28 protein-coding genes are annotated in these 22,734 nt (G+C 43.6%); 11 read left to right on the plus strand and 17 right to left on the minus strand.

All coding sequences use genetic code 11. The features are described from left to right. Nucleotides 1–189 precede the first annotated feature (189 nt). The 4 genes from WA381_RS15725 to WA381_RS15740 are packed head-to-tail and all read left to right on the plus strand — an operon-like array spanning nucleotide 190 to nucleotide 3,974. On the plus strand, nucleotides 190–516 hold the full coding sequence (locus tag WA381_RS15725; RefSeq protein ID WP_014949837.1) for a zinc ribbon domain-containing protein: 327 nt from the start codon (nucleotides 190–192) through the stop codon (nucleotides 514–516). Beyond that, a complete protein-coding gene (locus WA381_RS15730; protein ID WP_014949836.1) occupies nucleotides 517–810 on the plus strand; it encodes a YeaC family protein in 294 nt (97 codons plus the stop codon). It begins immediately after the preceding gene. Further along, nucleotides 800–3,742, plus strand: coding sequence for a DUF349 domain-containing protein (locus WA381_RS15735; protein ID WP_156086536.1), 2,943 nt, complete (start codon nucleotides 800–802; stop codon nucleotides 3,740–3,742). The genes WA381_RS15730 and WA381_RS15735 overlap by 11 nt, the downstream gene beginning before the upstream one ends. Nucleotides 3,743–3,755: 13 nt before the next feature. Continuing rightward, nucleotides 3,756–3,974: a hypothetical protein gene (locus WA381_RS15740; protein ID WP_014949834.1), complete on the plus strand. Its 219-nt coding sequence runs from the start codon at nucleotides 3,756–3,758 to the stop codon at nucleotides 3,972–3,974. 83 nt (nucleotides 3,975–4,057) lie between these two features. Here the strand turns inward: WA381_RS15740 and WA381_RS15745 are convergent, their stop codons facing one another. From WA381_RS15745 to WA381_RS15805, 13 genes are all read right to left on the minus strand, one after another. Then, nucleotides 4,058–4,252, minus strand: coding sequence for a hypothetical protein (locus tag WA381_RS15745; protein WP_014949833.1), 195 nt, complete (start codon nucleotides 4,250–4,252; stop codon nucleotides 4,058–4,060). Between the two features lie 38 nt (nucleotides 4,253–4,290). Then, nucleotides 4,291–4,467 (minus strand): DUF1328 domain-containing protein, encoded by a 177-nt coding sequence (locus tag WA381_RS15750; RefSeq protein WP_014949832.1) that lies wholly within the window; start codon nucleotides 4,465–4,467, stop codon nucleotides 4,291–4,293. Between the two features lie 246 nt (nucleotides 4,468–4,713). Continuing rightward, on the minus strand, nucleotides 4,714–5,409 hold the full coding sequence (locus WA381_RS15755; protein WP_156086535.1) for a DUF2490 domain-containing protein: 696 nt from the start codon (nucleotides 5,407–5,409) through the stop codon (nucleotides 4,714–4,716). Between the two features lie 116 nt (nucleotides 5,410–5,525). Further along, nucleotides 5,526–6,170 carry a hypothetical protein gene (locus WA381_RS15760; RefSeq protein WP_014949830.1) on the minus strand — a complete coding sequence of 215 codons (645 nt, stop codon included), beginning with the start codon at nucleotides 6,168–6,170 and terminating at the stop codon, nucleotides 5,526–5,528. A gap of 516 nt (nucleotides 6,171–6,686) precedes the next feature. After that, complete coding sequence (locus WA381_RS15765; protein WP_014976806.1) at nucleotides 6,687–7,265, minus strand: CC0125/CC1285 family lipoprotein; 579 nt, start codon at nucleotides 7,263–7,265, stop codon at nucleotides 6,687–6,689. A 24-nt stretch (nucleotides 7,266–7,289) separates the two neighbouring features. Further along, nucleotides 7,290–7,547, minus strand: coding sequence for a hypothetical protein (locus WA381_RS15770; protein WP_014949827.1), 258 nt, complete (start codon nucleotides 7,545–7,547; stop codon nucleotides 7,290–7,292). A 49-nt stretch (nucleotides 7,548–7,596) separates the two neighbouring features. Next, entirely contained in the window at nucleotides 7,597–8,157 is a 561-nt protein-coding gene (locus tag WA381_RS15775) for a hypothetical protein (protein WP_156086534.1), read from the minus strand. 4 nt (nucleotides 8,158–8,161) lie between these two features. Continuing rightward, nucleotides 8,162–8,491, minus strand: a complete 330-nt coding sequence (locus WA381_RS15780) for a hypothetical protein (protein WP_014949825.1) — start codon at nucleotides 8,489–8,491, stop codon at nucleotides 8,162–8,164. A 230-nt stretch (nucleotides 8,492–8,721) separates the two neighbouring features. Continuing rightward, on the minus strand, nucleotides 8,722–10,806 hold the full coding sequence (locus WA381_RS15785) for a response regulator (protein WP_014949824.1): 2,085 nt from the start codon (nucleotides 10,804–10,806) through the stop codon (nucleotides 8,722–8,724). Nucleotides 10,807–10,894: 88 nt separating this feature from the next. Next, nucleotides 10,895–11,347: a response regulator gene (locus tag WA381_RS15790; RefSeq protein ID WP_014949823.1), complete on the minus strand. Its 453-nt coding sequence runs from the start codon at nucleotides 11,345–11,347 to the stop codon at nucleotides 10,895–10,897. Continuing rightward, a complete protein-coding gene (locus WA381_RS15795; RefSeq protein ID WP_061486032.1) occupies nucleotides 11,337–12,851 on the minus strand; it encodes a sensor histidine kinase in 1,515 nt (504 codons plus the stop codon). Before WA381_RS15795 ends, WA381_RS15790 begins: the two co-directional genes overlap by 11 nt. A 4-nt stretch (nucleotides 12,852–12,855) precedes the next feature. Then, nucleotides 12,856–13,080, minus strand: coding sequence for a hypothetical protein (locus tag WA381_RS15800; RefSeq protein ID WP_014949821.1), 225 nt, complete (start codon nucleotides 13,078–13,080; stop codon nucleotides 12,856–12,858). 16 nt (nucleotides 13,081–13,096) lie between these two features. Beyond that, entirely contained in the window at nucleotides 13,097–14,428 is a 1,332-nt protein-coding gene (locus WA381_RS15805) for a sigma-54-dependent transcriptional regulator (RefSeq protein ID WP_156086533.1), read from the minus strand. A 576-nt stretch (nucleotides 14,429–15,004) separates the two neighbouring features. Here WA381_RS15805 and WA381_RS15810 point away from each other — a divergent pair. Continuing rightward, nucleotides 15,005–15,610 (plus strand): exopolysaccharide biosynthesis protein, encoded by a 606-nt coding sequence (locus WA381_RS15810; RefSeq protein ID WP_156086532.1) that lies wholly within the window; start codon nucleotides 15,005–15,007, stop codon nucleotides 15,608–15,610. Nucleotides 15,611–15,618: 8 nt separating this feature from the next. On the opposite strand, the gene WA381_RS15815 is transcribed toward WA381_RS15810, so the two are convergent. Together WA381_RS15815 and WA381_RS15820 are read right to left on the minus strand one after the other, a co-directional pair. Continuing rightward, nucleotides 15,619–16,542 (minus strand): LysR family transcriptional regulator, encoded by a 924-nt coding sequence (locus WA381_RS15815; RefSeq protein ID WP_049587627.1) that lies wholly within the window; start codon nucleotides 16,540–16,542, stop codon nucleotides 15,619–15,621. 62 nt (nucleotides 16,543–16,604) lie between these two features. Next, nucleotides 16,605–16,949, minus strand: a complete 345-nt coding sequence (locus WA381_RS15820) for a rhodanese-like domain-containing protein (RefSeq protein ID WP_049587629.1) — start codon at nucleotides 16,947–16,949, stop codon at nucleotides 16,605–16,607. Between the two features lie 184 nt (nucleotides 16,950–17,133). On the opposite strand from WA381_RS15820, the gene WA381_RS15825 reads away from it, so the two are divergent. Next, entirely contained in the window at nucleotides 17,134–17,445 is a 312-nt protein-coding gene (locus tag WA381_RS15825; RefSeq protein WP_053103822.1) for an ArsR/SmtB family transcription factor, read from the plus strand. Nucleotides 17,446–17,541: 96 nt separating this feature from the next. Here the strand turns inward: WA381_RS15825 and WA381_RS15830 are convergent, their stop codons facing one another. Both WA381_RS15830 and maoP read right to left on the minus strand, forming a co-directional pair. Further along, on the minus strand, nucleotides 17,542–18,291 hold the full coding sequence (locus WA381_RS15830) for a PRC-barrel domain-containing protein (RefSeq protein WP_049587631.1): 750 nt from the start codon (nucleotides 18,289–18,291) through the stop codon (nucleotides 17,542–17,544). 192 nt (nucleotides 18,292–18,483) lie between these two features. Next, nucleotides 18,484–18,840: a DUF413 domain-containing protein gene (maoP, locus tag WA381_RS15835; protein ID WP_049587633.1), complete on the minus strand. Its 357-nt coding sequence runs from the start codon at nucleotides 18,838–18,840 to the stop codon at nucleotides 18,484–18,486. Between the two features lie 399 nt (nucleotides 18,841–19,239). On the opposite strand from maoP, the gene WA381_RS15840 reads away from it, so the two are divergent. The 5 genes from WA381_RS15840 (at nucleotide 19,240) to WA381_RS15860 (ending at nucleotide 22,600) form a co-directional block, all read left to right on the plus strand. Beyond that, nucleotides 19,240–19,407 carry a hypothetical protein gene (locus tag WA381_RS15840; RefSeq protein WP_168463489.1) on the plus strand — a complete coding sequence of 56 codons (168 nt, stop codon included), beginning with the start codon at nucleotides 19,240–19,242 and terminating at the stop codon, nucleotides 19,405–19,407. A gap of 126 nt (nucleotides 19,408–19,533) precedes the next feature. After that, nucleotides 19,534–20,376 (plus strand): LysR family transcriptional regulator, encoded by an 843-nt coding sequence (locus WA381_RS15845; protein WP_156086531.1) that lies wholly within the window; start codon nucleotides 19,534–19,536, stop codon nucleotides 20,374–20,376. 59 nt (nucleotides 20,377–20,435) lie between these two features. Further along, nucleotides 20,436–20,786, plus strand: coding sequence for a DUF2750 domain-containing protein (locus WA381_RS15850; RefSeq protein WP_014949811.1), 351 nt, complete (start codon nucleotides 20,436–20,438; stop codon nucleotides 20,784–20,786). A 123-nt stretch (nucleotides 20,787–20,909) separates the two neighbouring features. Next, complete coding sequence (locus WA381_RS15855; RefSeq protein WP_014949810.1) at nucleotides 20,910–21,143, plus strand: DUF2789 domain-containing protein; 234 nt, start codon at nucleotides 20,910–20,912, stop codon at nucleotides 21,141–21,143. Nucleotides 21,144–21,211: 68 nt separating this feature from the next. Then, nucleotides 21,212–22,600 carry a ribonuclease J gene (locus WA381_RS15860; RefSeq protein WP_156086530.1) on the plus strand — a complete coding sequence of 463 codons (1,389 nt, stop codon included), beginning with the start codon at nucleotides 21,212–21,214 and terminating at the stop codon, nucleotides 22,598–22,600. Nucleotides 22,601–22,734: the final 134 nt, after the last annotated feature.

Raw genomic sequence — 22,734 nt, forward strand, 5'->3', positions numbered from 1 at the left:
CGTAGCGGTGAACTTTGTATAAAAGTTAACACCCTGCGCATTTTTGTTTTATAGCGATAAGGTTAATCCACAGAATCGACTTCATTGTTGTGATGAACTTAAGTATGATACCCATCCGCGTATAAATGCGTCTTCGCTCAATAGCGAGTTGCGCATTTCCATTTCGCACCCAATAAACAGGAGCAACATATGGCATTAGTTGACTGTCCTTCGTGTAATAAAAAAACGTCTGACAAAGCGAAGACGTGTCCTCACTGTGACTTTAAAATCGGTGATGCGACCTCTGAAGATATAGAGCGCAAACAAAGCTTACAAAGATTTAAAAAGTTAGCCAGTATCCAGAACCAATCCCTTCTTGCTATGCTGATATTCGTTGCGAGTTTTGGCTTCATGTATTGGGGCGGAACACGCCCAGGTGATTTGCAACATAATTTAGCTATTTTGGGCGCAGTGGTTGGCTTTGTTTGGTACTTAGTAAACCGCGCGCGTATTGTTTACATAAAGCGTTTTTCCTAAATGAATATAGAAGCACTTTTAGCCAGCATGACGCCGGAGATTTACGAGCGTCTGCGTCAGGCTGTTGAAACAGGTAAGTGGCCAGATGGCACGCCTTTAAACGAAGAGCAAAAAGCAAGCAGCATGCAGGCTGTTATGCTGTATCAAGCAAAAATAGAAAAGTCCTCTGAGCATATGACAGTAGGTGAAAGCGGCGAAATCGTACATAAAAGTAAAGCCGACTTTAAGCGCTCGTTACGCGATGAGCAGGATGATAATAATACAATAGCGCGGTTTAAACAGGATGATATTTAGTCGTATATTTGCGCCTTCACACCAAAGCCCAAAGCCTGAAAAACGGATGCAGGCAATCGAGAGTCTCTCTCCCGAAAAGGCACAGGAAAAAACAATTCTTCACGAACTGGCATTTAATGACGAAGATGCAAATGTCAGTTTAGCAGCACTCGAAAAGCTTAATAGCTTTGTGCTGTGGCTTAAAATGTCACAAATTGCCAAGCAGTCTCGCGTTAAAAAAGCGGCGGAGAAAAAGGTAAACGCCGCTTTGTTAGGCGAGGGGGATGTCACACTCTCCCGCCAAGAGATATTCTCTTTTTTAACTGAAACAGCCAACGCCGATTTGGTAGTGCAGTTAGTACCACAAATGTTGAAGAAAGAGCCTATGCTCTTACAAGATGATGCGCTAGCTAGCGCGCTAATCGAAAAAGTAGCGAAGCCATCTTTCACCCAGTTTGTTTTTTTAGAAGGCGCAAGTCCCCAACTGCAGACTCAACTAGTCAACGCACATTCAGACGTATCAGATCTGCAAAAGCTTGCTAAGAAAGTGTCAGATGATGCCCTTGTTACGAAAATTAATGCGCGGATAGATGCTATCAAAGAGGCTGCAAAGCGCCCAGTGGAGCTTAAAAAGCAGCTCACTCTGGGACTTTCAAAATATCAGGCTTTACTCGACAAATCAGATGTAGAAACCATTGATGAAAAGCGCAACGAACTTGAGAGCGAATTGACAGGGCTATTTGCTCAAATTGATTTACTCACTTCAGAAGAACGCGCTGATTATGAAGAAAAGCGCGCGCGTATTGGTGAGCAGCTCGAGCGATATTTAAGCCGTATACGCCCGGCATGGGAAGAGAAGCAACAAGCGTCGCAACGTGCCAATACCAAAGCATTGTGCGAACAGCAGCTTACTCATGCCAAGGAGCAGGTAGCTTGGTTGTACAATAACAGGCTTTGTGAAGCGACGCTTGCTGATGTTGCTACGGTTAATGAAAGCGTGCGCGGTGTTGAAGCAACGCTCGAACAGCTAGCGCGTCTCGATGATGAATCTGCAACTGATAAGCGAATTACACAGATTAAGCACTCTGTCGACGAACTAAACGAGCAGCTTGATCGCTTCTCTATGCAGCAGCAATACGGCCAAAAGCTACTGATAAAACTTCAGTCGCTCGAAGACATTGCCGCTAAGATCGTTTCGGCAAGCGATAGCGAGTCGGGTAAAGATACCCGTGATGTGAGCGTTGAAGAAGCTAGCGCATCGACTGAGAATTTGAGTCAGGTAAATGGTGGCGACGCATTACAAAGCAGTAGTGTAGTGGCTCTTAAAGCGGAGTTTGACGAAGCACGTCAAGCGTATAAAGCGCTTAGTCGCGAAATCGATGCCATTCCTAAGGCGTTGTCTAAACGTTTCAACGCAGCGACAAGCAGTGTAAATGCCAAAGAGCGTGCTCAAAAATCCAAAGAAAATGAGCAAGTAAAACACATTAGAAAGCACATTAGCGTTATCGATAACTTAATTGCTCAGGGTAAATTCCGCGTTGCTATTTCAAAATTTGCAAAGCTTCAGGAAAGTTATGCTGCGCTTCCTGGTTCAGCGAAAAAGTATGTAGAGAAGCGTTTTGAAAAGACCGCTGGTGATGTGTCGCGCTTAGAAGGATGGCAGGATTACCTTGCTGCGCCGCGCAAACCCGCTCTTGTAGAAGAAGCAAAAGCGTTAGCCAGCGCTGATGCAGAAAATATTAAGCAAAGAAGTGAGGCCATTAAGTATCTGCGTAAGCAATGGTTATCACTAACACCGTCATCGTCAACGAGTGAAGAAAGTAGTGATGACGCGTTGTTACAGCAGCAATTTGATGATGCACTTGAAAAGGCCTTCGAGCCTTGTAGAGCGCATTACGCGAAGTTAGATGCACAGCGGGCTGCTGCGCGTGAACAGCGTATGTCGATTATCGCTACCGTTAAGGCAATGGACATTAACATGCCGGAAGCCGAGTTAGTGAAAGTTTTCGATAGAGTGTCTAAACAGTGGCACGCTGCAGGTCAGGTTGAACGTGAAATTTATGAACAGCTGAAGCAAGAATGGAAGGCGGTATCATCGCCCATTCAGGCTAAAGTAAATAAATGGCAAAGCGACAACCAAGCCCAAAAGCGTGCGTTAGTCACCCAAGCTTGCCAACTTGCTACGGAAGAAGATGTTGCTGGCGCTGCCGACAAAGCTCAGCAATTGCAAAGCCAGTGGAAGCAAATAGGCCATGCAGGTAAACGTGAAGAGAGTAAGTTGTGGGCAGAATTTAAAGCTGCCAATGACACCGTATTTGAACGTTTAAAAGCCGAGCGGAAAGTACAGAATAATGCATTTAACGCGTTAGTAGATTCGCTACTCAAGCAAGTGGAAGCTGTTGACATCAACAGCGATGATGTAACGTTCAGTCAATCAATAAGCGACGTTCGCGCTCAGTTAACCGACTTGCCTAAAGCGCAACGTACGAAAGTAGATAAAAAGATTGATTCACTTGAAAGTAAGCGCGCGGCGCAAGCGAAAAATGCACAATCTCAAGCCCGATTGGCGCGAGCTCAGGCTCTGATTTCTTTACTACAGCTAAGTGTAGGTGAGGGAAGTGGTGATGAGCAATCTCTAGCGGAAACGTTAGGGAAGCGTTGGTCAAGCGTATTGGGTCAGTCAACTGGAAATAAAACAACTCAGCACGATAGACAATGGTTGACGGTAGCATTAGAAGTCGCAACTGGTATGCCAAGCCCAGATGCAGACGCATCTATACGCTCTAGCGTACAGCTACAAATGATGACATCTAAGTTGGAACAAGGCGAAGCGGCAACAGCTCCCGACATTCTTGCTGACTGGTTATCATACGACTCGATAAGCGAAGAAGATAACCATTTGCTGCAACGAGTTGTTTCAGTTATTGATACTCATCCTGAAATTGTTGCTTAAACGGAAAGCCTAAATGGAAAACAGTGTTGAGTTTCAATTTGAAACAGAAATGTCTGCCTATCGCTTTTTGAATACCGTGAAGCATATTGACGCAGAAGGGTTAAGAGTGAAGTTCGGGCGTACGGATCATCACGTGAGTGTAAAATACCGTTACGGCGTAGGTGAATTTGATTCGACGCTATCTACACTAGACGATCTTGCTCGTGAGTTAGGTGGTGAAGAAGTGTCTTAACTAACCAGTTAGGTCAAACCACGTCGACTGTAAACACAAAAAGGGCCAGACAATTGTCTGGCCCTTTTTTGATAAAAACGTGATTAACAGTCTTTATCTTCAGCGTCTACGCCTTCTTTCACATCTTCACAAGCGTCTTCAACGGCATTACCTGCATCGGTAACAATTTCGTCTAGCTCTTCGCCTGCGTCTTCCGCTTCACCGTCACCGCAAGCTGCTAGTGATAGTGCAAATGCTGATGCTACTAGTACCTTTGATAAGTTTTTAAATGAAAACATATCCTTACTCCTTTTTCCTATTAAAATACTTCTAACTCTTAGGCTCTTGGTGCTCTACCACGTAACGCATTTGCGATAAGTGAGATTACGAGCAACGCGATAAACACAAAGAAAAGAAACTGTGCGATACCTGTTGCTGCACCTGCGATGCCTCCAAAACCAAAAACTGCTGCAATAATGGCGATGATAAAAAATGTGATTGCCCAACCTAACATAACTAAATCCTCGTATTGCTTCCGTTACTTTCACTTTAACTAATGCTATCTTTGTGCCTGTTTTTTAAGTTGTTGAAATATATTGATATAATTTAATTTTTCTCTGGTTTTCAGGCCGTATCTGCAGGCAATTAACGTCACGATTACACGTACGAATGCATTTTTTACATGATCGAGTAAGGCCCTAGTCACCCAACTTTACTCTTTGTGTGTTAAGGGCCTTTGGCTGGAGTTATTCTTTGATTCTTACCAGCTTCCGAAGAACGTGAGTGCAAGGTTGCGGTTTGTTATGGCGTCTGAATTGGCGCCTGGCGACGCAATATGATTATGTAAGTATCCCATCTCAACGCGCCATTTCTTGTTGAGGTGATAGGCCGGTCCCACATAAAGTCTATTTTGATCAAACCCGCTATTTTGGCCCCAGTCTGTGTCGTTCAAAGCCCAAAATACCTCGTCCCAAACGACCATTGACCATTGCTCATTTAAAGGTTTCGACCACCGTATAAATTGTCTGAACCTATAGCCTGTATCACCGCCTTCATCGCTCCTGAATCGCTGCTCCAAACGACTTCTACCTGAAATGGTACCGCCCATAAATTTGCTTAATGAATACGTAGCTTGCTGCCACACCCTGTCTTCTTCAATTGAACCGTTGTCTGAGTCTATCGTTACTCTTGCAACACCCTGCCACAAGGTCGTATCGCTTGATAGTTTGTAGCCGACACCGGGACGAACGATAGAAACGCCTAGGCGAGATGCGTCGTCTTTAAAGCGTAAATGACCGTCAAACCAAAATTGCCATTTACCTTTATCATCGGCATCTCCAGTGAGTGCGAGAGCGTTCCAAGATTGAAAATCTGACTCGGCGTGTGACTTAATGCCGGCTGTCATCGCCATCACAAGTAGTAAGACGCAACGCGTCATAATTCGTTTTGCGCACATAGTTTTTCTCGTTGAAAATAAAAAAGAGGCAAAGCGAAAGGGAAGGGACGCCTTGCCTGCAAAGGGAGAGTGTTTCGCCCCTCACACTTCCTAAGAATGGAGGGGCAATGGCCTATTTAGTTACCGTTTGGGTTGTAAGGTAACGAAGATTGGTGAGCAACAATACGCAGGTCGCCGTCACTATCTTTGACATAGGCAAACGTGTATTCCACCTTCGTTTCGCCACCTTTTGTATCGGTAAAGAAGTAGTTGCCCATCGCCACGGCCATGCGACAGCTGTTGTTGATAATACCCACATTATCGAATTTCACATTTGTGTATGGCTTTATAGCAAAGCCTTTGTCCTCTTCGTAAGCGTCATTACCGCCAACAAAGTATGAAAGCGCAGCATCGAAGCTTGAACGGAACTGGTCGTTAGCTGCAAGCGTTGGTTTAAACAGTACGCTGCTTAAATCGTAACCATACATAGCTTGGATGAAATCTGCGGCTTCGCCAGAGTAATCACCATCATTGCTAAATACTGCACCAATTCGCACTATGCCGTCGCCCCACATCTTTTGTGCCGTTACCACTTCTCGCTCAGTAATACATTCGTCGGAATAAAGTAATGCGTTGTCGAGTGCTTTAGCTTTTAACGCCGGAACATTCGAACTAGCTGAGTGCTCCATCTGCGGTTTTGCCACTGCACTGCAACCAGTCACCAACATTACTGTAGCTGCTACAAGAGTAGTTTTTGTCATTAACGTGCTTAGCTTTCTCATCGCCTGACTCCTTAGTCATTTGCAAAATAAATATGTGCTATTACCTGATTCAATTGCTTAGAGCAGTACCGCTACAACGTTGTTGCTAGAGGTTTATAAATCTGCTCTGCAGTTCATGGGTTTAATGATAGCTAGCTATGATGACGGAGACTTTTGTACAACATTAATAGAAGATTAACGGGCCATTAAAAATCCAGGAAGCACTTCAGGAGAATGGATAACAGCTATAAATTAGAAAAAAGAGCTGTGATAGCAGCAGTGTCATCGACTTTTTCAAGAAGAAACGAATATGACACTGGCCAAGTTTGTAGAAAAGTGAAGAATGCAGTTAGCCAGTGGTCTGTTAGCCACAACAGAAAAGTAATAAAGACTAGTGCACAGGTTGTTGGCTTTAATACACATTACGGTTTTGCTCATGTGTTTGAGCGATGCTTTTCAATAATTGCAACTAGGGCCTGAAAAGCATTTCTATTAAAACTGATGTTTTAGAGCATAAGTGAGCGGCAAAACGCTCAGCTAGTTGCCATTTTTTGGCTCAAGAGGCTCTGATAGTACCTCTAAGACAGTAAAAGCATTTTTACCTAGACGGGTTTTATCATTCGCCATCATTACATCAATAGTAAAGTAGATGTCGTTAATTTGAGTTTTCACAACGTCGTTTGAGCTTGGGACGGCCATAGGCTGTGCCACTTCATCGCAGCCTGACATAGTGCACTGCCTGTCGGTTTGAAATGCCACGGGCTCTTCCTTGTTCGCCATAACTTCTCGCGCAACAACTGGCTTTTTATCGACGTTGGTTTTAACAATAGCTAAATAGGTAAAGCCTTGCTTTTGAGCAATTTCCGCTGCTCTGTAAAGGGCATATTGCTGTACTTTATCAGCAGGAGTTTTGTCTGTTGCCTTAAAAAGAACCTTGTATTCGTTCTCAGAAATTTTTTCGCTCGAATAGCCATAGGCAGCTTTGGAACTCGCTGACTTATAAGGGGTAGGGGCTGCTACAGGGGTCGATGAACAACCTACTATTGCAAGGCTAAACGCCACACCAACACAGGCAAGCGTCAAACGACTTTTCTTCATATTTTTTTTGTTGTTCATCTCACATATTCCTTAATACTGTGATCATTGAAATAACGACAATAGCGCAGTCCTACTTATTGCCATTAGGGCTTGATTGCGTTTTGCTTTGGGTTTTGCATCTACCGCACCCTTGTATGCGCCAAGGGTTGCGATGCCAAGCAACGTTTCAGGCTTTCCCATCATCAGTTTACATTGCCTCTTTGCTTGTGTAAGTGCAACATCTGCATGATGTTTTTGCGAAAAATAAGCATGCTCTTTCTGTGCTATATCTTTCATATTCGATTTTAAAAAAATGTTCATCGCTTTTCCTCACTATTGGCGGTGGCTTTTTACGCAATGGTAAGCATTTTCACTCTCCGAAAACCCGTCGCCACGTTTGTATGAGTCTGCTAAAGCTCAGGTAATTGAATGCATTTTGTGCAAGCTTAAATAAACAAAAGGCCGCAATGCTGTTGAACACCAACAACAGGAGTGGAACTACCACATAGCTAACGCCCACACTATGAAGTATAGCGCCAATGGCGATGTTTAAAATGAGCCAACATACAGTGCCCACTGCAAATGCCGCTAGACATGCAAAGACTGTAACAAAGAAACTCTTTTTAATGAGCATCAATTCACTGTTAGTGAGCTCTAGAAATGCCAAACCCTGCGCTTTTCGCTGGGTCAATGCTTCGGAGAATGCCGAGAAGATATCCGAAAACGATGGGTCGGGGTAATTCTGTTGCGTTGACTTGTTCTGTTGTGTTGACTTGTATTGTGCAGAGTGTTCAGAGGTTGCTGATGCAGCGTTAGCATTGTCACCGTTGCTCGTAACATTAGGATTCGCCTGCGCCGCGGGCGGCGTCAGGCGAAAAGGATTTTCTGTGCACAAATTGAAATTTGCTCTTCGAAAATCTGGTACAGTCATCGTATTACTTCTTACGTAAAAGTGACGTCACTAACATTCCTGCTGCGAAAGCGATACCCGCTGTCGCTACTGGGTTCTCAATGGCATATCTACGTACTTTCGACGCCTGCCATTTTTGCTGTGCCAGACGCTTTCTCGCTGACATGTTCTCTGCAGACGATGTCGCAGTGCGACGAATGTTTTCCTCTGCAATGCCTGCACTGTCTGCTAACTTGTCTACTGACGCATGAAGAGAATCTTTCAGTTGATCCGTTACTGGGTGACTCGGCTCAGCCACGCCGTTTGTACCGTTACGTTTAACTGTTTGCGATTTAGCTGAAGCTTGTGTAGCCATAATACTCTCCTTAATATTTTGGGTTCACATAGATAGCTGCAACTGGTATACCAAACTATTATCTTACTGTTTTATATAGCTTATTTTTATTTTTCTATTGTTGCGTGAGGTACTTATGTGCAAGTCTCACACACTGTTGTGTCTTACGTCTGTAATATTTTCTTGGTCTTGATGATGCGCTGCTCAACCTCCGACATTCGGTACAGGTTGGCAGCGATAAAATTAACTTTTCAGCCCACTACCGAGGCTAAATCGTCTTTGGTGACAGGTTTGAGCAATGCACTGTTGATCCCTATGGTTGTCATCGCTTCGGAGTCCGCTTCGTGACCGCTTACAATAGTAAGAATGGCATCTGGTAGCTTTTGCTTGAGCTCACTCGCTAAGTCGTAACCGTTATAATCGGGAAGGGTAAGGTCCATAAGAATGTGATCGAAACTTTGATTTTCTGCAGCCTGTAATGCTTCAGCACCGCTGTACTGAGTAGTGACCGTATGACCTAAGTGGGAAAGAAACAATTGCAGTAACTCCGCCGCATCCTCATCGTCTTCAATCACAAGTATGTGCTTATTGGCAGGCTGATCTGAATTACCATTTGAATCAGTAGACTGGATTTTCTGCTCTGCTTGCCCAGGGTTTGCAAGCCCTCGATAAGCGGTCTCTTCCTCTGGAGCATACGGCTTGTTCATTGGCATGTCTGCAACTTGGGCTTCCACGTTGGTAAATGTTACGTGATTACCTGGCGGAAGGTATTGCGAAAGCAAGTTAGCCAGTGCAAACCGGTCAATGGGCTTTCCAATTACGTCGTTAAACCCTTCGCGAATTAACGATTCTCTTAAGCCTTTGCGGCTTGCTGCTGTCACGGCAATCACTGGGATATCCTGCCCATGTCGTCTAATCGCATGTAGGGCTTCTATGCCATTCATCACTGGCATATGAATATCCATTAAAACGAGATCGAAGGGCTGGTTGTGTTCATCCGCCTGCAAAACGGCTTCTAGTGCTTTTACGCCATTTTCAGCGTAGCTAATGTCAGCTTGAGATTGACTCACAAGGTGGCCAGTTAGGCGTCGAATTTCTCGCAAGTCATCAACAATTAATACGCGTCCAGTTACGTTTAAATTGATGCTACTAGACTCGACAGGTTGAATTTGGCCTAATTCAAGATCTACACGAGGCTGCTCGCAAACATCGCCAGGGTTTATATCAAATGTAAACGTGCTGCCTTCTCCCAAACGAGACTTAACATCAATGTCGCCGCCCAATTTAGTGACAAGCTCTTTGCAAATGGCAAGTCCCAGTCCTGCTCCGCCATGATTGGCACGCATCACATCTTCTATTTGTTCGAAAGGCTGAAAAATATTGATGAGCTTATCAGGCGGCATGCCGATACCTGTATCATCTACAGAAAACCGCAGCAGTGTTTGACTCGAATCGTTTTCAGACGGCTCGTCGAGAGAGATGGTAAGCGTGATACTGCCCTTATCAGTAAATTTCACGGCATTCGAAATAAGGTTCAATAATACCTGACGCAGGCGGGTAGGATCTGTGTGTATAAACTCTGGTATTTTTGTTTTTGAAACAACGTTAAGGCTTAGTCCTTTGTCTTTGGCATTTAAACGCATTAATGAGTGAATATCCGTCAAAAACGCGCTTAAGTTCACTTCTTTAATGTTGAGTTCAAGTTTCTCTGCCATTATCCGCGACATGTCTAGCAAATCATTGAGTAGGCTTAACAGGTGCTTGCCATTAGAGTGAATAATAGATAACTCTTGTTGAAAAGGGCTGTTTCTCGCATCGTCTAAAAGCAGTTCGGTGTAGCCAAGAATAGAGGTGAGGGGGGTGCGCAGCTCATGCCCTAAATGCGCAAGGAACTTATCTTTGGCCTTGTTCTTTTGCTCTACTTTGTTTCGCTCAATTCGCTCGTTCTCGATGTCACGGCGAACCATGGCGTATCTAATCGTGCGCATAAACCGCGGTGATTCAATTTCAGATTTTTGTAAATAGTCTGCGGCACCTGCTCGCATGACCATTTCATCCACCGTAGCATCCGACTGTCCGGTAAGTATCACCACGGGTAAATTGAATTGGTTAGATTTTAAAACACCCAGTACATCAATCGCGTTCTCAGCACCCAGTAAGTAATCTAACAAACACAGGTCGAAACTTTGTGTCTTTAGTACCTCTACTGCGTCTAAGCTATTCGTCACCCACGTCAACTCAAACGTAGGTGACTCGCACTGTGCTAGATAGTCAGAGGTTAAGAAGTAATCATCTTCATCATCCTCTACCAATAAAATTTTTATTACCTCTGACATCTAGTACCTCGTTTACCGATGCGGTATTTTTGAAATTTTATTGAGTAACATGTTTGGGTTGTCAAAAATTCAACTAACCCTTATTTGTTTACTCGTGTGGTAATTCTACGAACTCTATCCAGTAACGTCCGAGCGCGCGCATTAGTTCAACCAATCCTTCAAAGTTCACTGGTTTTGTAATGTAAGATGCGCAACCTAGATCATAACCGCGAAGCATATCTTCCTCTTCTTTAGAGGTGGTGAGAATTACCACTGGGATACTGCGAAGCTTGGGGTCGTTTTTCAGTTCTTGCAGCGCCTCTCTACCGTCTTTTCTTGGCATATTTAAATCCAGTAAAATAAGACTAGGTCGCGGTGCCGATGCAGGATCTGTATATTTACCTTCATGTCGAAGAAACTCTAATAATTCAACGCCATCTTCAACACAAAACAGATTGTTTAGAACGCGGCTCTCTTTGAGCGCGTCAACCGTAAGTAGGCGGTCGTCTTCGTCATCGTCCGCCATAAGTATATTGATAGGCTGAGTTTGTTTACGCGTCATTGTGTGCTTCTCCATTATTGTTGCTAGAACCAAACGGTTCACTATTTTTGGGTATTATTATCGAGAACGTTGCCCCTTTTCCGGGAGAACTAACTGCGGTTATTTGACCGTTGTGCCGTTCTACAATACGACGACAAACGGCAAGCCCAATCCCCGTACCTTTGTATTCACTTCTACCGTGAAGGCGTTGGAAAGGGGCAAATATTTTTTCAGCAAACGATTGCTCGAACCCTATACCGTTGTCTGATACGGTGATTTTTGTCCAGTCATATTCTTCAGCAAGCAGAATGTCTTTCGTTTCTTCTTCCGTCGCGTCCCTTGCAGATATCGTTACTTCTGGTCTCACGCCCTCGCTCTGAAATTTCAGTGCGTTAGACACTAAGTTTAAAAACAGCTGCTCTAATTGCGATTTGTCACCGCGAATAGTCGGCAAATCGCTAACATTTATTTGCGCAGACTTTTCATCGATAGCGATTTCCAAATCGCCCATGATGCTATCCACTACGGTGCCTAGATTAACGTCGTCAAACTCTTTACCTCGTGTGGAAACGCGAGAAAAGGCGAGAAGGTCTGAAATAAGCATGGACATCCGCTCTGCTGCATTGAGCATGCGCGCAAGGTAATCTTTGCCTCGTTCGTCTATCACATCGTTGTAACCCGATTCTAAGCGGTTACCAAATGCCCGAATTTTTCTTAATGGTTCTTGAAGATCGTGTGACGCCACAAAGGCAAAATCTTCCAACTCTCTATTACTTCGTGCTAATTCGTCTGAATAAACACTTAACTCTTGCGTTCTATCTGCTATCCGAGATTCTAGATCTTCGTTAACAGACTCTAAGTCAGCTTGGTATTTCTCATGCTCACGGGAATTTATTTTGAGCAATAAAAATACCGTAATAATCAGTAGCAGAGTCGTTGCAGAGGAAATGATCAGCGTATTAACGGAGTCCCTTCTTAGGCTCATTAAGTTGGCTAAATGCGTGCCTTGCATATCTCGTTCTGAACCGTCGATTTCTCTAAATAAGGTTTCAAACTGTTTGTAGAGTTTTATACCCTTATCGCTATTCACTAAAATGACAGCTTGTTGCTCTTTCCCTTCTTTATACAGCTCAACTACTTCAATGACTTCATTGATTTTTGCTTTGGTTAAAGACAAAAGTTCTTCGATGCGGATGGACTGGTCGTTAATATCTGAAGAGAAGGAGCTTACTTCTACCTCATCCATTAATTCGCCGATTACGCTTAACGTTTCGGTGTAGTCGGTAAGATATTCTTCATCGCCAGTTAGCATATAGCCGCGCTGACCAGACTCCACGCGAAGTACAGCAACGTGAAGGCGGTTAACTGCATTGATAACACGGTTCGTAGTGAACAGCCGCGCTTCCAGAGCAGAAAGGTCATTCAATGTACTAACTACGTAAAATGAATTAGCAGTTATTACAATAATGACCAGAACAACTAAAATTATCCAACTGTATAGTGAAGACAATACTTTAGTAATCATTTACTTAATCCGAAACATTGCCACTTAACTCTGATGTCATTTCAGCAAGAGTATGGCTGCAGTCTTTAGCACTGCTTATTATTTTATCCAACGCCACCAATGCCTTTTCAGGTGGAACGTCACCGTTTAATGCCATTTTTACTAGCTCAGCTTGCATTGATATTCTGTTTAATGGTTTGCGTGCATCATGCACATAAACACTTAGTCGAGAAAATTCTTCGCTAGTCATGCCGAATACCTCTTACTTAGTCGTCTTTACTTAAGTCACCATATGCATGAAGACGGTTGTAAAGCGTTTTCGTACTAATTCCCAGCATTTCTGCTGCGGTGGTCTTATTGCCATTCACTTTTTCCAACGTGGCATAAATTAGCTCTTTTTCCACGTCTTCAATGGTTCTACCGGCTTGAAGTGCCGGTGTCGTGCTCTGTTTTTGAGCGAAAGGCGACTCAATGGTTTTTGGTAATTCAATCTCACTCTTTTCAGGGTCGCTCATAATGGCAGCGCGATGCACAAAGTGTCTTAGCTCACGCACGTTACCGGGCCAGTCATAAGCTTGTAACGTATCGAGTTGACTATCTTCCCACTTAAATTGCGAGCCATTATCTTTATTGAATTCAGCAATAAAGGTTTTTGCTAGTAATGGAATATCTTCCTTTCTTTCGCGTAGCGGAGGAATGGTAATTGGGAACACCGCAAGTCTGAAGTAGATGTCTTCGCGCAGTACTTTGCTTTGCGCAATCTCTTCCATTGTTCGGTTCGTGGCAGATACAACGCGGCAGCTCACCGGGATGGTCTTCGTTCCGCCCACACGAATAACAACCTTGTTTTCTAAAACGCGGAGTAAGTTGGGCTGCATATCAATGGGCATTTCTGTGATTTCGTCCAAAAAGAGCGTGCCGCCCTCAGCTTGTTCGAAAACGCCTTCTTTACGTCCTACAGCGCCGGTAAATGCTCCTTTTTCGTGACCGAAAAGTTCGCTACCTATTAGTTCTTTTGAGAATGCACCACAGTTGGTTGCAATATAGGGACCTTCACTTTCTGAAGCACGATGAATTGCGGCAGCCACCACTTCTTTACCTACACCGCTTTCACCAAGCAGCATTACATTTGCGCTGGTTTTACTCACTCTAGAAATCAGCTTGTAGAGCTCTTTCATAATTGGCGATTCACCAATCAGCAAGTCAAAATGTTTCTCTATTTTGTCTTGTGCAGGTGCTTTTTCTTTTGGCTTTTGACTTAATACAGCCTCTATTTCCTCCCGTTGAATTGGCTTAACGAGATAGTCGACCGTGGGGCCACACAGACCCTTTATCACGCTTTTCACAGAAGGGTGACCCGTTATCAAAGTAACGCGAGGGCGCTTAGGAAGTGCATCTAGTTCATTGAATAAGTGCGCGCCGCTTCCATCGGGTAACATGAAATCAAGCAGTACATGGTCAAAGGTTTCTTTTTCTAACCAATCGCGGGCTTCTTTGAGTGTGGCAGCGGTAAGTACTTCGTGGCCAAGAAATTCGATGATAGTACAAGCTACTTCTGTGAACTCGGCGTCGTCATCAACTAAAAGTACGGTAAGCACGTGGATGTCCCTCTCTTCTTTCGTTTCCTATTCAGAAAAAATATGAAATAGAATCAATGTTATAGTTTTATCATACGCTATTAACAACTGAATGCTAAAGCGCATATTTAAAGTTTGTTTATACGCTGGCTTAAATCGATAAGGCGTAAGCGCATCGGAAAATATTTAAATGCCTCGAGCAACCTGGAAATCTTGAACATTTGTTTAGATGCCAGGGATAGTCGGTTGCGCTAACTTCTTCTAACTTATCAACTCTTTGCAATCAGCGGTACACGTCGCACTAAAGTACAGAATGTCTATATCTGTTTTTGTTTTATTAGGTGATTTTATTTTACTTATCAGGAGCATTTGCAAAAAGTATTCCTGTCTTTAACACACCTGCAAAAAGTATTCCTGTCTTTAACACACCGTCACATGCAATCGATGGCATATTTTTCGCACGATTTAACTGTCTAAAGTTACTTGCAATTTCACTATGGCAAATCGACTAGGTGCAAGAAATGTATATTAATTAGGCGAGAAGCCCGTCTGATTAGCGCGACGTTCGCAGGTAATGTGATATCAAAGGAATTGAAGATGTGGGGAAAAACAGCTGTAAGATCAATGACTTTATACGAGTTGTTGGGGAAAATGCAGCCGCGAGCAAGACAAGATAAGTTCGAGTTTGCTGAGTTTTGGGATGTGATGGAGAAAAGAGGCTTTGGACCAATGCTGGCGCTGCCATCTTTTATCGCTTGCACACCGATTGGGGCCATCCCTGGGATCCCATCTTTAGCGGGTGGGACGATTTTACTCATCGCGTTGCAAATTTTACTCGGTCGTAGGCATCCTTGGTTACCGCAAAAAGTGATGCAGTTAAACTGTGACGCCGATCAGCTTCGCTTCATTGTCGATAAGGTTAAACCGTATGCAGTACGCGTAGACCGTTTTTTAGTTCCTCGGTGTTTTTTCATGCGCCAGCCTGTGTTCAGATCACTCATCGCATTGTGCTGTGCAGGTTGCGGATTTGTAATGATTCCACTGGAGCTTATTCCCTTTATGGGGCTTATTCCCGCTTTTGCTGTTTTTATTATGGCAATAGGCATGGCCACAGACGACGGTGCTGTGGCGTTAGTCGGTGTTTCGTTATCGCTATTTGGCTTTATACTTGGGTTTGAACGCCTTGCAGTCGCGCTAAGTTGATGCTCTAACTACTCAGTACACGAATCGAGCATAAAATCTGACGATGGAAGGTTCATTGTTTGATATCGTAGCTCGCCAATAAAAGCACGGGCAGCTGGTCCCAACGTATCGCCGTCTTCGAAAGACAAATAAAGGAGCGCCTTACGCAACGCTGCATTATTATCGAGGGGAAGGGGAACGAGTGTACCGTCTTCTAGCTCATCTTTAATTATTGCGATAGGCAGCCACGCAAAACCCAATCCCTGAGTAATAATATCTAATGACGTTCTAACGTGGCTTACGGTCCAGCGCTGCTCTGCACCTAACCAGCCCACATCAGCTTTACGCTCCGCGGATGAATCCCTTACCACAATTTGACGATAAGCCTTTAAGTCTTCCAGTGTGAGCGTTCTATCCAATTGGTGCAATGGATGGTCGGCGTGAGCGACAGCTGCAAATTCAATTTCGCACAAGTCTTCGCTAAAGCCATTAGAAAACGCGAAAGGAGAGATGCCTAAATCAACTTTACCATTGCTCAAAAGTGAATTTGCGCCACTGAGCACAGTTTCTTCTATCTCGATACGAAGGAGCGGGAACTCAGCAGAAACTTTCGCTAGCACGTTATAAAGCAATTCAGACGGGAAAATAATATCCACCGCTATGCGTAAAGTTGTTTCTGTGCCAGATTTAAGGCTATTGGCAACGGCCTCGAGCTTGTGCGCTTCGCTAAGCAAAAAAGAGGCACGGCGATACATAAGTTCACCTTGCGGCGAAAGCTGGACTTTACGTCCAATATTCTCAAACAATGACACTCCAATGGCGTTTTCAAGCTTTTGAACCGCGTGGTGAACGCTCGATTGACTTTTGTGAACTTCAGTAGCAGCTTGATTAAAGCCGCCTGCATCGACGACGGCTTTGAACATTCGCCATTGTTCTAACGTAGATTTCAGCATACAGCGCCTTAAAACACTTAATTAACGCTACTTATAGCATACGCGTGGTTAAGAAGTCATTTCTAGTTTGCTTGATTTATCGTGGGTACAGGGCATGTCACAACCGAAACGTTCTCATAGCCCATCTTTATAAGTTGCTCTGCAGCTAGTTTTGCTCGAACGCCCGACGCACAGTGAATATAAAGTGGCGCTGAAGCATCTTTAAACTGTTCCAGTGCCTTCATTTCGAGCACGCCGCGTGGTATGTGAAGCGCAGAAGGTACGGGCTGATTGGCAACTTCGGCACTCTCTCGTACATCAATCAATATACCGCTATTGATTCGGCACTCACTGGCCGCTTGCTCCGCAGATACAGTGCGTAAGTTCACGTCTATGTTTTCTATTCGAGTCTTCATGTCTATAAGCATATTTTTCCTTTTTGCCTAAACTTAGTTGAAATAAGTAAAATCTAATATATTGATGTCAGCGTAATAAAACAATGTAAAATACGGCGATTCGTCGCATAAATTGGCAGGTCGGCAAAATGCCTTATACTTTAGTATAGTAAATGGCTAAATTGGTGCCGAAATACTTTACAGATAGAGAGTGCTTATGTCCGAGGATATGGTAATAGGTTCAGATGATATAATGGAACACGCTGCGGAAGCCGAGATCTTCCTTAAGCAATTCGCGAATAAAACACGCCTTATGGTGCTTTGTTCGTTGCTGAAAGAGGAAAAATCGGTAACCGAACTTCTCGAAGTTGTTAGCGTCTCGCAGCCAGTGATTTCTCAGCACCTTGCTTTATTGCGAGAATCAAAGATGGTGGCCACAAGAAGGCAAGGTCAAACTATTTACTACCGCTTAGCAGACGAGCGCGTCAAGCGCTTAATTGCTTTGATGTACGAATTTTTCTGCGAATAATCTTCTTTTTGCATCCTAAGCTACAATGTCCGCCTTCAACAACGGACATTGTAAAATTCCTAACTAAAAATTACCATCAATGACACTCTTCGGTTATTAATTTCCGTTTTTGTTCAATTGCTCGCAAAGCATAGGCACATAGCCTTCTTCAGATATTTTTTCACTTTCCACTTCAGGTCTATCAACCAATTCGTCGTGACTTAAATTCACTACTACGCTGTGCGCCGCCCAGTCGATACTTTCAATATCGCTAGGTAGAAGTGCGAGATGTTTGCCACCCGGAAGCCAGTTGTTGGTATCTACCACTAGCATGATTATCTTCCAGCTCTCGGTGTCAATGACGAAGTTACTGATGTGGCCCACGTTATCTGTGGTTGTAGCTACTTCATATCCACCAACTTCGCCCACTGCTCTTAGGTGGTTGGTGCTTTTTTTCGGGGTTTCAGTTTCAGACTCTTCAGCGCGTTGTAATTCGACCAGTTCATTTGGATGTGCGAACTCTCCCCATGCTCCTGGACCAATCCAATAGTATCCGTAACCAAAATATTTGAAGAGGTTTTCTTCGTATTCACGTGACACAGGCTTATGTTCGTCAATAGAGGGGCTGTTTTTCAATGTATCAACTGTCATATTGATATGAACAGACTCACTATCTTCATCTAGCTGTTTGACAGATATAGGTGATATTACCACTTTGCGGCTAAGCGGTAGCCAAGTATTGGTATCTGCGACCAAGTAGCGAACAGTGAAGGTTTCGTCGTCGAAAAGGATATCGCGGATGCCGCCCACTTTGTCATCAAGGGCATGTATAGAAAAGTGAGTAAGCTGTTTTGAACTAATGATCATCGTTGCGCCTCCTTTGCATGGGCTCGTTTTTCAGAATGAAATGCACAATTCACTGCACATCATTCTGTATTACTACTAAGTGTAGACAGTCCTTAATGTTTCTTCATTTTGTTCTTGTCTGAAGTTGATTGAGATCATTTGTTCAATAACAAAAAAGCTCGCCGGAGCGAGCTTTTTAGTAATGCTGTAGCATTATGCTACATCGAATTCTTCATCAGAGTAATCTTCATCATAGTCTGACTGGTTACTCGCGCTGCTGTGAAGGGTGTAGAAGTGCTTTTTGCCCCTTGCTAATCTGACGTATTTCGCCCAGGCTTTTTCTAGGTTATTGCTAGCTTCAACTTTACCTGTAACGAATTCGACGAAATGTCTCTCATCATCACTTTCAGGCGACAACTCGCCATTTTCAAGTCCTAGCAGTGTTTTGCCGTAGTGGGTTAGAAGATCGGCTTCAGTAATACTGAAGTCACCTGATTTACGAAAACCGTATGGAAACTTCTGACGGTCAATATAAGGTTTTGCAGATTGTCGAATAGCTAAACTTTTCATGTTGTACCCAACGTAATGTTTTGTTCAGCGCACTTTTAAGATAATTAAAAACGAAGATAAAACAAAAGATTTTTCTCTTATCAATAAAAAATTTTTAACGGTATAAAATCTAACACTAAATTTTAGATTACGTTAGAAAAGTATACAGAAAGTACGAGGTGATAACCTCAAGTATGATGTGTCTAAGTTTTTGAAATTAAAGTGAAATGTAAGTATTTATTTATTGGCCCTGCAACGGGTATCGCTATTACACGAGCGTAAATGAGTTGGACGTTAAAAGTCTATGAAAATCACTGATGAGAATAATCAAAAATTCTTGTCGCTACGATGATTAAAATTCGTTTTCTATTTTGTCACTTAAGATAATAATTGAAGTGTGTTAACAACCCAGAGAAGTCAATGAGTAAAGACTATCGTTACCAGCGTGATGAATGGGACTCGGTAGAAGAGGAAGATTTTCACGCTAAAAAGCCAAGTTCCAAACGTCAAAGTACTGTAAAGGAAAAGCAGAAGCGTGACCTGCAACGCCGTGACAAACAGCGTCGCCTGCACCAAGAAGAGTATTAATTCAGCGAGTTGGTGAAATTTTAATAAAGCGTACCGTTTATAGCGGTGCGCTTCTGTGCTTTTGTGTTTACTTGCCGTACTATCTGTGTCAATTTAGACCCACTTTGATTCGGTTGTACAATAAGCATGGATATACGCTTTCTCACCACCTTTATAGAGGTGGCAAAAACTCGTCACTTTGGTAAAGCGGCTGAAAACCTTTACCTTACTCAATCTGCAGTCAGTGCACGCATAAAGCTACTTGAAGAGTATTTTCATACCACGCTTTTTATTAGGCAACGCAACAGTATACAGCTCACTCAATCTGGTGAGAAACTTCTGCCTTACGCTAGGCAATTATGCGCAACGCTAAACGAAGCAAAACAAGAGCTCCAAATTCAATCCTCTGAATATGTTGTTTGCGGCGCAACACAGCTTGCGAGCGAGCTGTTATTGCCTCAGATGCTCAGTCACCTACACAACTCGTTTCCCGATTGGTCAGTAAAGGCTGAAGTTCTTACGTTAGATACCCTTTCGAGACAATTGCACGAAAGGGTGACGGACTTATCATTCTCCACGGAACCGTTGAAATCTGAAGAAGTAAATAGTGATGTATTGCTAGAGCAGGATTTGGCGCTATATAGAATTGGACAAGCGTCTGAGACTATTGATGCAGCAGATTTTGTGGCTATTGATTGGGGAACTAAGGCAAGAGACTGGTTGCTTACTGCTTACCCTCAACTTCGCGATGCAAAGCTAAGAACCAATTCGTTGAATCTTGCGCTCAACAATTTACAGAGCGAAGGTGGTATTGCCGTATTACCGACCAACGTTGAGAGTCAGTTACCCGGTAGTGTGAAAGTGACCAGAATTGAAATGTTAGAAAACGTATCGTTTAAGGTGTATATGCACAGCATGAAGCAAGTCAGACGAGTGGGTCTAGCAGAGATAATAGAAGCGTGTCTAAAGCGTGTTAACCGCTGCCATTAAATTTACCCACTGTGCCTAATTTAAAGGCATGTGAGTCGCAGAATTAAAGAGAGAAACTTATGTCACAATTACATCCTTTATTGGAAAAAAACGCATTTCAACGACTAGAAGCAAGCCTTGCAACAATTAAAGCGGAAGAGAAACTCTTCATTCTTAAAGATGAGCACGGCTGTGTAATGCTAACTACTGATGAAGAAGATGGTGTTCCGGTTTGGCCTGATGCTGAGTTAGCACTCTTGTGGGCAACCGAAGACTGGGCACACTGTGAAGCGATGGAATTAAGCACCGAAGAGTTTTTGACTAAGTGGGTGCCGGGCATGACGCAAGATGAATTAATGGTCATTGTATGTCCTGTACCTGCTGAAGAAGGAGAGGTGATTACGCCAGAAGAGTTCGCTGACTACCTTTAAAATGTGATCTCAAGGGGAAGACAAAGGGTAATTATCCAGTGAGCAAATGGGCATAAAAACGTTAGTTGGATACAACGTATCTGGCGTTTATTGTGCCCTTAATTAATAACCCAAGGAGGCGTTATGTTTACTGAGCAACCCACAATGAATAGTCTATTTAGCCAACTCGGTTTAGGAAGTTCAGACGAAGAAATTGCTGAATTTTTTGAAACACATCGAGGGCTGAATAAGAGCCAACATCTTCATGAAGCGCCTTATTGGAATGAAAGTCAGTCTGCATTTTTGAAAGATGCCATTGTTGAAGACGCTGCGTGGGCCGAAGTGATAGACCAACTTAATGCTGAATTGCACGAATGATGGCTCTGCGCTCCTAGATTTAAACGTCAAACTAATATTCAATGCTCTGAGAGAAGGTAATAGCCGTTTTGTTGCACCCATCTGCTGATGATTTGTGGTTTCTTCCGTTAGGCGGAACGGGCGAAATTGGGATGAACCTCAATTTGTATGGTCATGATGGTCAATGGTTAATGGTTGACTGTGGGGTTTCTTTTGATGAGCCTCTCGTACCTGCCTACAAAGGCGTCAGCCAAGCGTCTAACCAGAATACGTTCAAAGCCACTACGCATCGCGTTGTGGCTCCGAACCCTTCATTTATTGCTAAACAAAAAGAAGCACTGGCTGGCATTGTCATTACCCACGCCCATGAAGATCATGTAGGCGCAATTCCTTACCTTTGGGAACGTTTCCAAAAGCCAATTTATACTACGTCTTTTACCGCCGAAGTGTTAAGGCGAAAGCTTGCAAGGAGCAAATTGGCTAACCGTATTGCCATTATTGAAGTCGATGCAGGCGATACCAAGCAAATTGGGCCTTTTAGCGTTAACTGGCTAGCCATTACTCATTCGCTTCCAGAACCCTTCGCACTAAAAATCAATACACCAGTAGGCACAGTATTGCATACAGCAGACTGGAAAATTGATGCCAACCCCATAACAGGTTTACCTTTTGACGTTAGCCTTTACAAGCGACTAGGCAGTGAGAATATTCTTGCCATGGTTGGAGACTCTACCAATGCAACAAAACCTGGCTTTTCAATTTCAGAGAGAAATTGTTACGACGGCCTATTAAGCACTATCGCGCCGTTAAAGGGGAGAGCGGTGGTAGGATGCTTTGGTAGCAATATAGCACGGCTAATTTCGCTGGCTAAAGTCGCGAAGAAAACTAAGCGCTACATGGCGCTGTACGGTCGTTCGTTAATGAACATGTACGGCATTGCCAAGCAACAGGGCATTTGGCCAGACGATTTACCGGTGACCGATCCCCAACATTTAGGTTATCTTCCCCCCCATGAAGTTTTAGCCGTAGCGACAGGCAGCCAGGGCGAGAAAAATACCGCACTGGCGCGTTTTGCAAAAGACACTCACCCTTACCTTAGCTTAGACAAAGGGGATACTGTGCTATTTTCTTCGATAGTTATTCCCGGAAATGAAGAGAGTGTAGACCGATTAAGTAAAGCGCTGCAGGCAAAGGGAGTAACGGTTATTCACAGTGAAGATAGCACGCTGCCAATTCATGCCAGCGGTCACCCCTGTGAAGAAGAATTAAAGCTCATGTATCATTGGGTTAAACCGAACATTGCTATTCCGGTTCACGGGGAGCATCAACACCTTCAAGCACATGCAAATATTGCTAAAGCGTGCGGTATTAAAAAGACCTATGTAGGGCAGAACGGTGATTTGTACAGGCTAGCGCCACAGCCAAGCATTCGCAGACAGGTTGTTCGAGTTGGTCGCATTCCTGTACAGCAAGCGTAAAATAAAAATATTGAAATAGCCCTAAGTGTATTTAGTCGGACGCGCCTTTTGCTTTTGTTCATATTGTACGCTTTAGAAAAATTAATTTTTAATTATCAATGCGATAGATGTGTCCTTCACGTTTTTTAAAACCT

Source organism: Alteromonas sp. CH_MED4-4, from assembly GCF_037029575.1.
Classification (GTDB): Bacteria; Pseudomonadota; Gammaproteobacteria; order Enterobacterales; family Alteromonadaceae; genus Alteromonas; species Alteromonas macleodii.

Excerpts from the sequence above, each read along its gene's own strand:
- WA381_RS15840 (WP_168463489.1), top strand. The coding sequence starts at position 19,240 with ATGAGTAAAGACTATCGTTACCAGCGTGATGAATGGGACTCGGTAGAA.
- WA381_RS15755 (WP_156086535.1), bottom strand. The coding sequence starts at position 5,409 with ATGTGCGCAAAACGAATTATGACGCGTTGCGTCTTACTACTTGTGATG.
- WA381_RS15780 (WP_014949825.1), bottom strand. The coding sequence starts at position 8,491 with ATGGCTACACAAGCTTCAGCTAAATCGCAAACAGTTAAACGTAACGGT.
- WA381_RS15800 (WP_014949821.1), bottom strand. The coding sequence starts at position 13,080 with ATGACTAGCGAAGAATTTTCTCGACTAAGTGTTTATGTGCATGATGCA.
- WA381_RS15770 (WP_014949827.1), bottom strand. The coding sequence starts at position 7,547 with ATGAACATTTTTTTAAAATCGAATATGAAAGATATAGCACAGAAAGAG.
- WA381_RS15825 (WP_053103822.1), top strand. The coding sequence starts at position 17,134 with ATGTCCGAGGATATGGTAATAGGTTCAGATGATATAATGGAACACGCT.
- WA381_RS15760 (WP_014949830.1), bottom strand. The coding sequence starts at position 6,170 with ATGAGAAAGCTAAGCACGTTAATGACAAAAACTACTCTTGTAGCAGCT.
- WA381_RS15810 (WP_156086532.1), top strand. The coding sequence starts at position 15,005 with ATGTGGGGAAAAACAGCTGTAAGATCAATGACTTTATACGAGTTGTTG.
- WA381_RS15790 (WP_014949823.1), bottom strand. The coding sequence starts at position 11,347 with ATGACGCGTAAACAAACTCAGCCTATCAATATACTTATGGCGGACGAT.
- WA381_RS15855 (WP_014949810.1), top strand. The coding sequence starts at position 20,910 with ATGTTTACTGAGCAACCCACAATGAATAGTCTATTTAGCCAACTCGGT.
- WA381_RS15820 (WP_049587629.1), bottom strand. The coding sequence starts at position 16,949 with ATGCTTATAGACATGAAGACTCGAATAGAAAACATAGACGTGAACTTA.
- WA381_RS15845 (WP_156086531.1), top strand. The coding sequence starts at position 19,534 with ATGGATATACGCTTTCTCACCACCTTTATAGAGGTGGCAAAAACTCGT.
- WA381_RS15775 (WP_156086534.1), bottom strand. The coding sequence starts at position 8,157 with ATGACTGTACCAGATTTTCGAAGAGCAAATTTCAATTTGTGCACAGAA.
- WA381_RS15735 (WP_156086536.1), top strand. The coding sequence starts at position 800 with ATGATATTTAGTCGTATATTTGCGCCTTCACACCAAAGCCCAAAGCCT.
- WA381_RS15740 (WP_014949834.1), top strand. The coding sequence starts at position 3,756 with ATGGAAAACAGTGTTGAGTTTCAATTTGAAACAGAAATGTCTGCCTAT.
- WA381_RS15730 (WP_014949836.1), top strand. The coding sequence starts at position 517 with ATGAATATAGAAGCACTTTTAGCCAGCATGACGCCGGAGATTTACGAG.
- WA381_RS15765 (WP_014976806.1), bottom strand. The coding sequence starts at position 7,265 with ATGAACAACAAAAAAAATATGAAGAAAAGTCGTTTGACGCTTGCCTGT.
- WA381_RS15725 (WP_014949837.1), top strand. The coding sequence starts at position 190 with ATGGCATTAGTTGACTGTCCTTCGTGTAATAAAAAAACGTCTGACAAA.
- maoP (WP_049587633.1), bottom strand. The coding sequence starts at position 18,840 with ATGAAAAGTTTAGCTATTCGACAATCTGCAAAACCTTATATTGACCGT.
- WA381_RS15830 (WP_049587631.1), bottom strand. The coding sequence starts at position 18,291 with ATGATCATTAGTTCAAAACAGCTTACTCACTTTTCTATACATGCCCTT.
- WA381_RS15850 (WP_014949811.1), top strand. The coding sequence starts at position 20,436 with ATGTCACAATTACATCCTTTATTGGAAAAAAACGCATTTCAACGACTA.
- WA381_RS15750 (WP_014949832.1), bottom strand. The coding sequence starts at position 4,467 with ATGTTAGGTTGGGCAATCACATTTTTTATCATCGCCATTATTGCAGCA.
- WA381_RS15815 (WP_049587627.1), bottom strand. The coding sequence starts at position 16,542 with ATGCTGAAATCTACGTTAGAACAATGGCGAATGTTCAAAGCCGTCGTC.
- WA381_RS15785 (WP_014949824.1), bottom strand. The coding sequence starts at position 10,806 with ATGTCAGAGGTAATAAAAATTTTATTGGTAGAGGATGATGAAGATGAT.
- WA381_RS15795 (WP_061486032.1), bottom strand. The coding sequence starts at position 12,851 with ATGATTACTAAAGTATTGTCTTCACTATACAGTTGGATAATTTTAGTT.
- WA381_RS15745 (WP_014949833.1), bottom strand. The coding sequence starts at position 4,252 with ATGTTTTCATTTAAAAACTTATCAAAGGTACTAGTAGCATCAGCATTT.